Source organism: Limnohabitans sp. TS-CS-82, from assembly GCF_002943475.1.
Genome location: NZ_PTQX01000016.1, coordinates 119,473 through 131,843 on the forward strand (window position 1 = coordinate 119,473; position 12,371 = coordinate 131,843).

Below are 12,371 nucleotides of genomic sequence, written 5' to 3' on the forward strand. Positions count from 1 at the left end.
ACTCAAACACCACGGTACAAAGCGCTGGCTTGGTACTGCGCACGCAAGCGGCGAATGGCCACCAACAACACGGCGCTGGCAGGCAAAGCCACCAGCACACCGACAAAACCAAACAACTGGCCAAACGCCATCAAGGCAAAAATCACATGCAGCGGGTGCAGGCCAATGCGCTCGCCCACCAAGCGGGGCGTAAGCACAAAACTCTCAATGAGTTGGCCCAAGCCATAGACAACTGCCACCATCAGCAAAGCCTCGCTAGGCGAAAACTGCAACACACCCGCCAAGACGGCCAAGACCAGGCCCACACCAAAACCCACATACGGCACAAACACCGCCAAGCCTGTGAACACGCCAATCGGGAATGCCAGCTCCAAGCCAAAGGCCCACAAGGCCACGCTGTAATACACAGCCAACAAGGCCATGACTGACAACTGACCTCGCAAGTATTGGCCTAGCACTTCGTCACATTCGCTCACAAAGCTGTCATAGGCTTCACGTGCGGGCATAGGCACCAAAGCCTCGACGTGGCGAACAAAACGGTGCCAATCGACCAACAAATAAAACAGCACCACCGGAATCAGCACCAAGTTGCCCACCACCGCCAGCGCCACGCTGCCACCAATGCGCAACGAAGTCAGGGCTTGTTTGAAACCATCGTCAAACGAGGTGCTGAAGGTTTGCAGCACAAAGGCTTTGATGCTGGCACTGTCCAACATGACCGGAATACCTTTGGCCTGCAACCAAGGTGCAATGTCGGTTTGCAAGCGTTCAACCAGCACAGGCAGCTGGTCACGCATACGGGGCAGCTCGTTCGCCAAGATGGGGATCAGCAAAGTGAACAAAGCCACCAGCAGCAGCAAAAACACAACTTCTACCAACACCACCGCCACCAAACGGGGCAAACGACGGCCGCACAACCGCTGCAAGCCGCGCACCATCGGGCTCAGCACATAAGCCAACACAGCTGCCACCACAAACGGCATCAACACAGGGCCCAACAGCCACAAGACCAGCGCAGTCGCGCCTGCGAGGCCAGTCCAAGCCAAGGCATGTTGTTGAGCGGGGGTGAATTGCATACAGCGTGTGAAGGGGTTGGCTTTAAAATTACCGTTTGATTCTATCGGCGCACAATCCACGCCCATCTTGGCAGCGCCCCAGCACCTCTTCACTATGAACAAACCCCTCTCCTACAAAGACGCCGGCGTCGACATCGTCGCAGGTGATGCCTTGGTCGAACGCATCAAACCCTTGGCCAAGAAAACCATGCGCGAGGGCGTATTGGCTGGCATCGGCGGTTTTGGCGCCTTGTTTGAAGTGCCCAAGCGCTACAAAGAACCTGTGCTGGTGAGTGGCACTGACGGCGTGGGCACCAAGCTCAAGCTGGCCTTTGAATGGCAAATGCACGACACCGTGGGCATCGACTTGGTGGCCATGAGCGTGAACGACGTGTTGGTGCAAGGCGCTGAACCCCTGTTCTTCCTCGACTACTTTGCTTGCGGCAAATTGCACATCGACACCGCCGCTGCGGTGGTGGGCGGAATTGCCAAAGGCTGCGAGCTGTCAGGCTGCGCCTTGATTGGCGGCGAAACCGCTGAAATGCCCGGCATGTACCCAGACGGCGAATACGACCTCGCCGGCTTTGCCGTGGGTGCGGTGGAAAAATCCAAAATCTTGACCGGCCAAAACGTCAAGCCAGGCGATGTAGTGCTCGGCTTGGCTTCGGCTGGCGTGCACTCCAACGGCTTCTCATTGGTACGCAAGGTGATTGACCGCGCAGGCGCCAACGCCCCCGCCACCTTGGACGGCAAGCCCTTCAAAGAAGCCATCATGGCCCCTACCCGCTTGTATGTGAAGAGCGTGTTGGCTGCTTTGGCCGAGACCCCCATCAAGGCCTTGGCTCACATCACCGGTGGCGGCTTGCTGGAGAACATCCCACGCGTGTTACCCGAAGGCACAGCCGCTCACCTGAAAAAAGGCAGCTGGCCACAAACCGAGCTGTTTGCTTGGTTGCAAAACACAGCGGGCATTGACGACATCGAAATGAACCGCACGTTCAACAACGGCATTGGCATGGTGGTGGTCATTGACGCCGCCCACGCAGCAGCTTGCACCGAGATCCTGAAGGCCCATGGCGAACAAGTGCACACCATTGGGGTGATTGCAGAACTGGGTGATGGCCCTGCGGTGGTGGTGGCTTAAACCTCCCCGTGCAAACCTCAAACTACTTGATATGAATGTCTCATTTACCTCGGCAAACTCATAAACCTTAAGCAGTCTCAACTTGCAAAATGATGCCGCGCAATACATCACGCACATAATCTAAATTGAGTTCAGCCTCCCCAAGATAGAGGTCAGGTGCATCGTAGGCTCTTTTGTTCTGGGTACGAATCATTTCAAAAATTTGAATCACATTGTCAAGAGAGCTTTTATTTTCGAACTCAATGATTAATGTATCGCTGTCTGCTCCAAACTTAGTGCTGTACTCGCTTTTCGTACTATGCGATATGTCAATCAATGTACGCTGAAGCCTTTTTGGTATTTCGAAGCAAAGCAAATTTGACTGCTGCGAAAGCAAAATTTGAATTTGAATGATATCGGCTAATGCTGTGAAATTTACTGGTGCGACAAGGCCTGTTGATTCTGCTCTGCAATAGGCTTGATAGATTGCATTAAAAAATTTTGGCTTTTCTACTTCTGGAATTTTTTTCATTATTTTTCCTATTTACTTTATCGAGCTGTTTCCGTTCGTAGTCAGTACATTACCGTTTTTATCGTAGGTTCTTTTCCACCACAGATGTACTTTGTCAAATCGACCCATTTCATACAAAGTCTGAAATCCATTTTCATCATATTCGCACTTAGTAAATCCACCGCCATTGTCTTTGTATGAAAGTTGACGACCATTACCGTCATAAGTTTTCTCTGATAGAAACTGCGTTGCCGAGTTCAAATATGAAGTGTCGTTACCGTTTTCATCATAGGTATTTTGCACAAAGTGCCCATCCGCGCTTTTAGAAGATAACAAGTTTCCTTTTGAGTCAAATGTTTCGCCTATTGGCAAACTCTGACTTATCGCGAACAGCTGCTTAGTTAATGCAAGTTTCATTCGTTGCCTTATTCGTGCATCACGGTTAATGAAATGCTAAGCCTGATAGATATTTTTGTACCACTTCTTACCATCGTATCCACCCCATACGTCCGTCGTGATGTAGTGCCCTTCTAAGCTCTTTGCGTAGGCTAGCCTTTCGTCAAGTCCTCTCGCCCAATTGTTTGAGCGCGTTGTGCCGTCACTCATCTCAAGCACTACGGCACGCTGATTAAATTTTCCTTGAACACCTTCAAATGCTCGTACGAGCTTAATTTTTTCGGAAACCACTAATTGTTCATTTGGCGGTGGGGCTATGTAAGCAGCCTTCCTAAGCTCTTCATTTTCTTTTTCCAACTCTGTACTCCTCTTTCTTTGAAGTTCGGCATCTTGCTTGAAACCTTCAGCATCAATCGCAAGCTTATCTGCTCGATCTTTTTCACGATTTGCACGCTCAGACTCTTGTTTGGATATTTCTAAAGCCTCATCCAACAAAGTTCCGAGCTTTTCTGCTGCCGCACGAATGCTCTCGTTGGCATCTTCGTATATGAGCTTCATTAGCGTTGCTGGTGATACACCAGCATTCTCAGCGAAGTGCTTATGCATCTTGTCGGCAACGACCTCAATATCGAATGGTGTGCCATCCATAGCTGTATCGACCAGCGGATCGGTATAGCTCTTATGTGCATCAGGATGTTGAACTACAGGCCAGAATGTAATGAAGTCATATCGTCCAGTTGTCTTCATTTTTGCGATGAAAACAATGTCTCTGAAAAGTTCACCATTCACACGGAGTGAGCCTAAGAATGATTCATTTCCGTTGTGTGCGTCTATTTCAACGTAAGGTTGCCCTTCAAAGAGGAACTCAGTCACCCCACTGACCACTTTAGGAATGACACCCAGTCTTAGAGCAGCCGTGTAGAGGAATTTGTGATACCTACGGTTTATGCTGCCGTCCCTGAAATGGTTGTAAAGGCGAAAACTCTCTCTCACGCTACCTCCTTAGGAACTGTAATTTCATCTTAATCTATCAATGCGAAAGACTTCCTTGCTAGAGGCTGCCTTGAACCGTACTGTCGAAAGAAACCACTAAAGTCGAAACTTTAATGGTTTTTAAAGGCTTTCACGTGGAGAGCCTTATCTCTGGCGGCCTAGGGCAGAATCGAACTGCCGACAAGCGGATTTTCAATCCTTATCACCAACCTGCGGCAGCAGCACCATCAACCTTTGCCGTACCAACAGCAAGCGCTCTGGGTCTTGGTGAGATGTGTACACCTCTTCCAAGTTGCGCAGCATGCGCGCCACGATTTCGCGTGGCGTGGCGGCGCGTAAATAGTGTTTGAGCAACTCGTCAGACACATGGCCATCACGCAACAAGCCCGACTCGGCGTGCAAGGGCACCAAGCGCGCGGACAAATCTTCTTTGCTGAGCGACTCACCCGTGAATGGGTCAATCACCACCTGCCCTTCGTTCGGGAAAGGCAAACGAACTTTGACTAAGAAGTGCCCCGGAAAGCCTACACCTTGCGCACGCAGCCCGATGCTTTGCGCCAGCTCTAGCCACAACACCGCCAAGCTGATAGGAATACCACGGCGCGTGCGCAGCATGACATGCAAGTAGCTGTTGTCGGGGTCGTAGTAGTTGTTGAGGTTGCCGCTGAAACCATGTTCCTCAAAAAAGAACTTATTGAGCAAGCGCAGCTTCTGCAAGGCACCTGCATCTGAGGGCAAGCGTTGTTTGAGGCGACTGCTGAGCTGATCCACCAGATCCAGCACCTCTTGAATGTCTAGCTCTGGGTATTCGTCTTGGGCCAAGCTGGCGGCGGCTTCAAGCAAGGGGAACTGCTCATCGCTTTGCACCAACGAGGCAAAGTATTCCAAGGCAGTGGGTACTTCGAGTTTGAAATCCATAGCTCTGCCCCTTTTTTATCGGCGCAACAACGTACGCAGTTTCAAGCCGGTGATGGTGAGTGTCGCAAAGTACAGCAATGCACTCACAGCCAGCACACCGGCCATCAAACCCACGCGCAACAGCGGCGTGGCGTGCAAAGCCGTCCAATCCCAATGCTGGGCCGACCACCACAGCCATGCGGCCAACACGGCACACGCTACCAACACTTGCAACACAAAACGCAACCAACCCTCGCTCATCACATACGTACCATTCTTGCGCAAGCCCCACAGCAGCCAAGCTGCGTTGACCAACGCGCCCAAGCCAATCGACAAGGCCAAGCCAGCATGCGCGAAGTATGGAACCAATGCCACGTTAAACAACTGCGTGATGATCAGCACCACCACGGCAATGCGCACCGGCGTGCGAATGTCTTGACTGGCGTAATAGCCAGGCGCCAGCACCTTGATGGCCACCAGCCCGAGCAAGCCTACGCCGTAGCCCATCAGCGCCAGTGTGGTTTGCTGCACATCGTGGGCACTAAATGCGCCGTAGTTATAAAGAACAGCGACCAAGGCCTTAGAAAAAATCAGCAAGGCCAAGGCACACGGCAGCGCCAGCAGCAGCACTAGGCGCAAGCCCCAGTCAAGCATGTCTGAATATTTGGCAGTGTCGTTGGCCGCCTTCGCCGCCGACAGCTGAGGCATCAGCACCACGCCTAAAGCCACACCCAGCAAAGCGGTGGGGAATTCCATCAAACGGTCTGCATAACTGAGCCAACTCACACTACCAGCCATGAGGTGCGAGGCGATTTGCGTGTTGATGAGCAAAGAAATCTGCGCCACGCTCACGCCCAGCAAAGCAGGCACCATCAGCTGCAAGATGCGTTTGGGGCCTTCGCCGCCCCAAGCCTCGCGCACCGCACGCCAGCTGAGGCCCATGCGGGGCAACATACCCAAACGGCGCAACGCCAAAAGCTGAATACTGAGCTGGGCCACACCGCCCAGCATCACGCCCACGGCCAAGGCATAAATCGGGGGCACACCCAAAGTTCCAAACCATGGGCCGCCCCACCATGCAGCGGCAATCATGGACACGTTCAGCAACACAGGCGTGGCAGCTGGCACAGCAAAACGCTTCCAAGTGTTGAGTACCCCTGCGGCCAAAGCCACCAACGACATAAAAGCGATGTACGGAAACATAAAGCGCGTCATCACCACCGCCACCTCAAAACCCTCGGGCGACTGCTGCAAACCACTGGCCATGGCCCACACCAACCAAGGTGCAGCCAAAACGCCAAACACTGAAGTGATGAACAAGGCCCAAATCAGCAGGGTGGCCACTTGGTTGATCAACACATGGGTGGCGTCATCACCATGCTGTTGGCGGCTGGCGGCCAACACGGGCACAAAGGCTTGGCTGAAGGCACCTTCGGCAAACAGACGTCGGAACAAATTGGGGATGCGAAACGCCACATTAAAGGCGTCGGTCAGGGCGCTGGCCCCAAAGGTCGAGGCAATCAGCAGTTCGCGCATCAGCCCAGTGATGCGGGAAACCAGGGTCAAGCCCGAGACGATGGAGGCAGATTTGAACAGTGACACGTGATGAGTGTAGCGATTTGCTACAATCGCAGGCTTTGCTGACATCATCCTCAGACACATAAGGAAACTATCATGGCTTCAGCCAAACCCAAGAAAAAGAACCCACGCCTGGCATCAGGCCGTAAACGCGTCCGTCAGGACATCAAAATCAACGCTGCCAACACATCGTTGCGCTCGAAGTACCGCACTGCGGTGAAGAACGTCGAAAAAGCTGTCATCGCTGGCGACAAAACCAAAGCTACCGAACTGTTTGCCAAGATGCAAGCGGTTGTGGACACGATTGCTGACAAAGGCATCTTCCACAAAAACAAAGCAGCTCGCGATAAGAGCCGCTTGTCTACCAAGGTGAAAGCCTTGGCACTCGCCGCCTAATTTATTAGGCAACCAGCCCGGGCTGAACGTTCAGCCCGCCGTTTGTAACGGGTGCGCTGTCAGCAAAGAAAAAGCAAAAACCCGCTCTTGAGCGGGTTTTTTGTTGCCTATTCGTTTTTGAAGGCCTGGCCATTGGGCCAGAGACTTAAACCGCAGGTGGGTGCTCAGGCAGCAAACAAGCCTCAACAACTTGCAAATTGTTATCACGGGCAAAGTTCATCACGAAGTTCCAGGCCATGGGTTCTTCGTCGCGCAAGTCGGTGTGAACGATCACACATTTTTTGTTGTCCAGCGTGTTGGGCACACACCAAGGCGAATAGCTCAAATGGCTGCCAGGGGTGGCGCCGCCCGGGCGGAATTGGCTCATCACGCCCGCCAAACGCTCGGCCCAATCGCTGGGGCGAAACGTGCGTCCATCTTGGGTGATACCCAGAATAAAAACTTCTTTGGCGGAGTGTGAAACCATCGGGTAGAGGCTGAAAACAGTTGCGTGGCGAACGGGGGATCTCCCTCAGTCGCTAGGGTGACTAGTATTCTATCTTATATAAGACTTGTGGCATTTTCATGACCTCTGATTTGCCACTGTTTTGTCACAGCTCTGCCTCTAAAATCACCCTTCAACGGCTCAACCTTCGTTGGGTCGTTTTCTTTTTGGAGTACCTACATGTCATCCGCTACACGCACAGTGCCTACAGAACCTCATGTCATGCCGACTTTTGGGCGCTTGCCCATCGCCATTGCACGCGGTCAAGGCTGCCGCGTGTGGGACACAGAAGGTCGTACCTATTTAGACGCATTGGCAGGCATTGCCGTCAACACCCTGGGCCACAACCACGCCGAGTTTGTGGCCGCCTTGCAGCAACAAATGACCGAAGTCATTCACTGCTGCAACTACTACTACACACCCAATGCCGAAAAGCTGGCCGCCAAGCTGGTCGAGTTTTCGGGCATGACCAATGTGTTCTATTGCAACAGCGGCTTGGAAGCCAACGAAGCCGCCATCAAATTGGCACGTAAATACGGCCATGACAAAGGCATCCACAACCCACAAATCGTGGTCTACGAAAAAGCCTTCCACGGTCGCAGCATTGCCACACTCAGCGCCACGGGCAACCCCAAAATTCAAAAAGGCTTTGAGCCTTTGCTCGAAGGCTTCATCCGTGTGCCCGTGAACAACATCGACGCACTCAAGCAAGCCACTGAAGGCAACTCCAATGTGGTGGCTGTGTTCTTGGAGACCATCCAAGGCGAAGGTGGCGTCAACCCCATGCACATGGACTACCTGCGTGACGTGCGCGCCCTGTGCGACCAACACGATTGGTTGATGATGGTCGACGAAGTGCAAAGCGGCATGGGCCGCACAGGCAAATGGTTTGCCCACCAATGGGCAGGCGTGGTGCCTGATGTGATGCCACTGGCCAAAGGCTTGGCTTCAGGCGTGCCAATTGGCGCGGTGGTCGCTGGGCCCAAAGCAGCAGGCGTATTAACTGCGGGCACCCACGGCTCCACATTCGGCGGCAACCCGCTGGCCGTGCGCGCGGGTTTAGAAACCATCCGCATCATGGAAAAAGACGACCTCATGGGCAATGCGGCTCGCATGGGTGAGTACCTGACCAACGCATTCGAGCGTGAGCTTGCCAATGAAGCGGGCGTGAAAGACATTCGCGGCCAAGGCTTGATGATTGGCATTGAACTCGACCGCGCTTGCGGTGCCATCATGCAGCGTGCTTTGGATGCAGGCCTGATGCTCAGCGTCACGGCTGACACCGTGGTGCGTTTGTTGCCACCACTCATCATCACCCAAGCTGAGTGTGATGAATTGATTTCCATCTTGGTGCCTCTGATCAAAACCTTCTTGGCAGAAAAAGCATGACGATCAAACATTACCTGCAGTTCACCTCCCTCACGGCGGATGAATACGCGTACGTGTTCCAACGTGCAGCGCTGATCAAGAAGAAATTCAAAGCCTACGAAAAACACCACACGCTGGCTGACCGCACGCTGGCCATGATTTTCGAGAAGGCCTCCACGCGCACACGCGTGAGCTTTGAGGCTGGCATGTATCAGCTGGGCGGCTCGGTGGTTCACTTGACCACGGGCGACAGCCAACTGGGCCGTTCTGAACCCATTGAAGACAGCGCCAAAGTCATCAGCCGCATGACCGACTTGGTGATGATTCGTACCTACGGCCAAGACAAAATCAGCAACTTTGCCGCCAACTCGCGCGTGCCCGTGATCAACGGCTTGACCAACGAGTTTCACCCCTGCCAAATCATGGCGGATTTGTTCACCTTCGTCGAACACCGCGGCTTGACCGTGCATCCGCTCGAATGCCTCAAAGGCAAAGTGGTGGCGTGGGTGGGTGATGGCAACAACATGGCCAACACTTGGCTGCAAGCCGCAGACATGCTGGGCTTCACCGTCCACGTCAGCACGCCCAGTGGCTACGAGGTGAATCCCGCCATTGCGGGCCTGAAAAACACCGATTGCTACAAAGTATTTGCCAACCCCATGCAAGCCTGCGAAGGCGCAGACCTGGTCACCACCGACGTGTGGACCAGCATGGGCTATGAAGCTGAAAACGAAGCGCGCAAAAAAGCATTCGCCGATTGGTGCGTGGACAACGAGATGATGGCCGTGGCCAAACCCAACGCCCTCTTCATGCACTGCTTGCCTGCACACCGCGGCGAAGAAGTGTCGGCCGACGTGATCGACGGCCCACAAAGCGTGGTGTGGGATGAAGCCGAAAACCGCATGCACGTGCAAAAAGCGCTCATGGAGTACCTGCTGCTCGGACGTCAATAAGCATGTCGGCCTGCACCAGCTGCGGCGCTTGCTGCGCCAGTTTTCGGGTGGATTTCAGCGTGGAAGAAATGGACACGCACGGCGGCTCTGTGCCCACAGGCTTGGGCCAAGAACTCACAGCCACGATGTGCCGCATGCGTGGTACTGATTACTCGCCGCCACGCTGCGGCGCACTGAGTGGCAAAGTGGGCGAGAAAGCTACCTGCGGCATTTACGAATGGCGTCCCTCCCCTTGCCGAGAGTTTGAAGAAGGCAGTGATGCTTGCCAACGTGCACGCATGCGCCAAGGCTTGTCGGCGCTCGACTAAGCCCGCTTAGCTGCGGCCATAGCCGTACAGCCACGGCACATCCATCAAACGCGCGCCCATCAGGCGCAAGCCCATGTCACGCCCCACGCGCATCGGCCCTTGCGCATGAAAAATTTGGCCATTGCGCACCGCCCTTTCTTGTACACGTGCATTGCGCTCCCAGCGGGCTTGGGCAAACGCTTGCAATCGCTGCGGCACACCTTCTGCGGCGACTTGGCCCAACTGCACAGCCAGTTCAGAGGCGTCCTCGATCGCCATGCCCGCACCTTGAGCCAAGTACGGCAGCATGGGGTGCGCGGCATCACCCACCAACGCGATACGCCCTTGCACATGTTCGTGCGCACCTTGCATAGCGGGTCTGCCGCACAAGGGCCACAAACGCCAATCGCTGCAAGCCGCCATCAAATCAGTCAACGGCGCACAGGCGCCGCGCAAGGCATGGTGCAACTCGGCCAACGTTTGCGCCTCTGACTTCTGCGCATTCCATGTTTGTAAGGCTGTGAGATTGTTGGCATCGTGGTCCAACAAACGGCCTTCAGCCAAACACACGATGTTCAGGTATTCACCGCCGCGCACAGGGTAGCTCACCACATGGGCTTTTTCGCCCATCCATACCGACACATCTTGGCTGCGCAAATGCACAGGCAAGTCGGCTTGCGCCACCAATGTGCGGTAAGCCACATGACCTGTGAAAGCGGGCAAGCCATCGCCCAGCAACTGTTGGCGCAAGGGACTCCACACGCCATCGGCGACCACCGCCATGGCAGCGTGATGGTGTTGAAGCTGCGCGTGTTGCATTACATCCAACATGACGGCATCAGGCGTTTGGTCGACGCGTTGCACCGCCGCGTCACGGTGCACTTGCACGCCTTCGCGCACAGCCGCCTGCAACAACAAACCATGCAAATCAGCGCGATGGAGGGTGACGTACGGTGCGCCGTAAGTGCTCACCGCGTCTTTCAAAGGCAAGATCGCGAGTACCTCACCCGTGTTCATGCTGCGGGCCTGCAAGCCCGCAGGAAATGCGGCGACGTGTTTGAGTGCGTCACCCAAACCCCACGCTTGCAAAATGCGCGTCACGTTGGGTCCCAGCTGCACGCCAGCCCCGACCTCTGAGAACTCAGGCGCACGCTCAATTACTGCAGCTTGTCCTCCTGCACGGGCTAGCGCAAAGCCTGTGGCCATGCCTGCAATACCGCCCCCTGCAATCAACACATTTCGATTCATATACGTGATTGTGCTATGTCTGCATCACCTCAATACGGCGCGGGTCCGCCTATGATGAATGAAATCTTTAATACCAAGGAGACTTCGACATGCAACGTCGTCAATTGCTAAAAGCGACAGCGGGCTTAGGCCTTGTATCTACATCCGTCTTGGCTCAAGATAAATACCCGAGCAAAACCATCACTTGGATCTGCCCCTATGCGGCAGGCGGCAACGCCGACAGCCGCTCACGCCAAGTGGCCAAAGCCATGGGCACCCTCTTGGGCCAGCCCATCATCATTGACAATAAGGCGGGCGCTGGCGGCAACATTGGCACCGAAGCCATTGCTCGCGGCAAGCCCGATGGCTACACCTTGGGCATGGGCAACTTCGCGCCCTTGGCTGTCAACCAGGCCTTGTTCAAAAAGCTCAACTTCGACCCGCTGAACGACCTCACCCCCATTTGCCTGATTGAGCGCGGTCCCCTCATCTTGATGGTGCGCAACGACTCGCCGTACAAGACGGTCAAAGACCTCGTGGCCGCCGCCAAAGCATCGCCCGGCAAACTCAGCTACGGCTCGGGCGGCATTGGTGGCTCGCACCATTTGAGCGGTGCTTTGTTTGAGCACGCGGCCGGCATCGACATGATTCATGCCCCCTACAAAAGCGGCTCTGCAGCGGCCACCGATTTGATGGGCGGCCAAGTGCACATGATGTTTGAACAGATGTACACCGCTATGCCCGCCATTCAAGGTGGCCGCATGCGCGCATTGGCCATCACCAGCAAAAAACGCTCGCCCTTGTTGCCCAACTTGCCGACGATGGCCGAACAAGGCTTCCCTGAAGTTGAAGTACTCAACTGGCAAGGCCTGATTGGCCCCAAAGGGATGTCCCCCGAACTGGTCAAACAGCTCAACACGGTGTGCAACCAAGCACTACAAACCGCTGAGGTGAAAGAAAAAATCTTGAGCCAAGGCAATGAAGTGGGTGGCGGCACGCCCGAGCAATTTGCGGCACTCATCAAAGCAGAAGCCCCACGTTGGGCAAAAGTCGTGCGGGATGCGAAAATCGACCCTGAATGATTTTTTAGCTGCCCTGTAAGC

The 12,371-nt window shown here is 54.5% G+C and carries 13 protein-coding genes and 1 pseudogene; 6 read left to right on the forward strand and 8 right to left on the reverse strand.

Translation table 11 applies throughout. The features are described from left to right. Positions 1-2: 2 nt before the first annotated feature. Positions 3-1,076, reverse strand: a complete 1,074-nt coding sequence (locus C5F52_RS24650; RefSeq protein WP_104801015.1) for an AI-2E family transporter — start codon at positions 1,074-1,076, stop codon at positions 3-5. 94 nt (positions 1,077-1,170) lie between these two features. Between C5F52_RS24650 and purM the strand changes: the two genes are divergently transcribed. Next, positions 1,171-2,199, forward strand: a complete 1,029-nt coding sequence (gene purM, locus C5F52_RS24655; protein ID WP_104801016.1) for a phosphoribosylformylglycinamidine cyclo-ligase — start codon at positions 1,171-1,173, stop codon at positions 2,197-2,199. 67 nt (positions 2,200-2,266) lie between these two features. On the opposite strand, the gene C5F52_RS24660 is transcribed toward purM, so the two are convergent. The 5 genes and pseudogenes from C5F52_RS24660 to murJ all read right to left on the reverse strand — a co-directional run bounded on the left by C5F52_RS24660 (position 2,267) and on the right by murJ (position 6,577). Then, entirely contained in the window at positions 2,267-2,710 is a 444-nt protein-coding gene (locus C5F52_RS24660; protein ID WP_104801017.1) for a hypothetical protein, read from the reverse strand. Between the two features lie 12 nt (positions 2,711-2,722). Continuing rightward, the gene (locus C5F52_RS29775) at positions 2,723-3,106 is read right to left on the reverse strand and encodes a hypothetical protein (RefSeq protein ID WP_146100154.1); all 384 of its coding nucleotides are present in this window, start codon (positions 3,104-3,106) and stop codon (positions 2,723-2,725) included. 36 nt (positions 3,107-3,142) lie between these two features. Continuing rightward, positions 3,143-4,078: a hypothetical protein gene (locus C5F52_RS24665; RefSeq protein WP_104801018.1), complete on the reverse strand. Its 936-nt coding sequence runs from the start codon at positions 4,076-4,078 to the stop codon at positions 3,143-3,145. 213 nt (positions 4,079-4,291) lie between these two features. Next, a pseudogene (locus C5F52_RS24670) lies at positions 4,292-4,996 on the reverse strand (SirB1 family protein); the annotation flags it as partial. A 15-nt stretch (positions 4,997-5,011) separates the two neighbouring features. Continuing rightward, positions 5,012-6,577, reverse strand: coding sequence for a murein biosynthesis integral membrane protein MurJ (gene murJ / locus C5F52_RS24675; protein ID WP_104801020.1), 1,566 nt, complete (start codon positions 6,575-6,577; stop codon positions 5,012-5,014). 72 nt (positions 6,578-6,649) lie between these two features. Here murJ and rpsT point away from each other — a divergent pair, with 72 nt between their 5' ends. Next, positions 6,650-6,949, forward strand: a complete 300-nt coding sequence (gene rpsT / locus C5F52_RS24680; RefSeq protein ID WP_104801021.1) for a 30S ribosomal protein S20 — start codon at positions 6,650-6,652, stop codon at positions 6,947-6,949. 145 nt (positions 6,950-7,094) lie between these two features. On the opposite strand, the gene C5F52_RS24685 is transcribed toward rpsT, so the two are convergent. Continuing rightward, positions 7,095-7,415 carry a DUF3579 domain-containing protein gene (locus C5F52_RS24685; protein WP_104801022.1) on the reverse strand — a complete coding sequence of 107 codons (321 nt, stop codon included), beginning with the start codon at positions 7,413-7,415 and terminating at the stop codon, positions 7,095-7,097. 198 nt (positions 7,416-7,613) lie between these two features. Between C5F52_RS24685 and C5F52_RS24690 the strand changes: the two genes are divergently transcribed. Genes C5F52_RS24690 through C5F52_RS24700 form a run of 3 tightly spaced genes read left to right on the forward strand, consistent with a single transcriptional unit; the run spans position 7,614 to position 10,062 of the window. Further along, complete coding sequence (locus C5F52_RS24690) at positions 7,614-8,822, forward strand: aspartate aminotransferase family protein (protein WP_104801023.1); 1,209 nt, start codon at positions 7,614-7,616, stop codon at positions 8,820-8,822. A 2-nt stretch (positions 8,823-8,824) separates the two neighbouring features. Further along, a complete protein-coding gene (gene argF / locus C5F52_RS24695) occupies positions 8,825-9,754 on the forward strand; it encodes an ornithine carbamoyltransferase (RefSeq protein WP_369954232.1) in 930 nt (309 codons plus the stop codon). Positions 9,755-9,756: 2 nt separating this feature from the next. Then, positions 9,757-10,062: a YkgJ family cysteine cluster protein gene (locus tag C5F52_RS24700; RefSeq protein ID WP_104801025.1), complete on the forward strand. Its 306-nt coding sequence runs from the start codon at positions 9,757-9,759 to the stop codon at positions 10,060-10,062. A gap of 6 nt (positions 10,063-10,068) precedes the next feature. Here C5F52_RS24700 and C5F52_RS24705 read toward each other — a convergent pair whose 3' ends face one another. Then, positions 10,069-11,289, reverse strand: coding sequence for an FAD-dependent monooxygenase (locus C5F52_RS24705; RefSeq protein WP_104801026.1), 1,221 nt, complete (start codon positions 11,287-11,289; stop codon positions 10,069-10,071). 89 nt (positions 11,290-11,378) lie between these two features. Here C5F52_RS24705 and C5F52_RS24710 point away from each other — a divergent pair, with 89 nt between their 5' ends. Further along, entirely contained in the window at positions 11,379-12,350 is a 972-nt protein-coding gene (locus tag C5F52_RS24710) for a tripartite tricarboxylate transporter substrate binding protein (RefSeq protein ID WP_104801027.1), read from the forward strand. The last annotated feature ends 21 nt before the right edge of the window (positions 12,351-12,371 follow it).

What these genes read in the sequence shown, in the direction of transcription:
- C5F52_RS24705 (WP_104801026.1), bottom strand. Translation starts at nt 11,289, where the DNA reads ATGAATCGAAATGTGTTGATTGCAGGGGGCGGTATTGCAGGCATGGCC.
- C5F52_RS24650 (WP_104801015.1), bottom strand. Translation starts at nt 1,076, where the DNA reads ATGCAATTCACCCCCGCTCAACAACATGCCTTGGCTTGGACTGGCCTC.
- purM (WP_104801016.1), top strand. Translation starts at nt 1,171, where the DNA reads ATGAACAAACCCCTCTCCTACAAAGACGCCGGCGTCGACATCGTCGCA.
- C5F52_RS24710 (WP_104801027.1), top strand. Translation starts at nt 11,379, where the DNA reads ATGCAACGTCGTCAATTGCTAAAAGCGACAGCGGGCTTAGGCCTTGTA.
- C5F52_RS24660 (WP_104801017.1), bottom strand. Translation starts at nt 2,710, where the DNA reads ATGAAAAAAATTCCAGAAGTAGAAAAGCCAAAATTTTTTAATGCAATC.
- C5F52_RS29775 (WP_146100154.1), bottom strand. Translation starts at nt 3,106, where the DNA reads ATGAAACTTGCATTAACTAAGCAGCTGTTCGCGATAAGTCAGAGTTTG.
- rpsT (WP_104801021.1), top strand. Translation starts at nt 6,650, where the DNA reads ATGGCTTCAGCCAAACCCAAGAAAAAGAACCCACGCCTGGCATCAGGC.
- C5F52_RS24700 (WP_104801025.1), top strand. Translation starts at nt 9,757, where the DNA reads ATGTCGGCCTGCACCAGCTGCGGCGCTTGCTGCGCCAGTTTTCGGGTG.
- C5F52_RS24690 (WP_104801023.1), top strand. Translation starts at nt 7,614, where the DNA reads ATGTCATCCGCTACACGCACAGTGCCTACAGAACCTCATGTCATGCCG.
- C5F52_RS24685 (WP_104801022.1), bottom strand. Translation starts at nt 7,415, where the DNA reads ATGGTTTCACACTCCGCCAAAGAAGTTTTTATTCTGGGTATCACCCAA.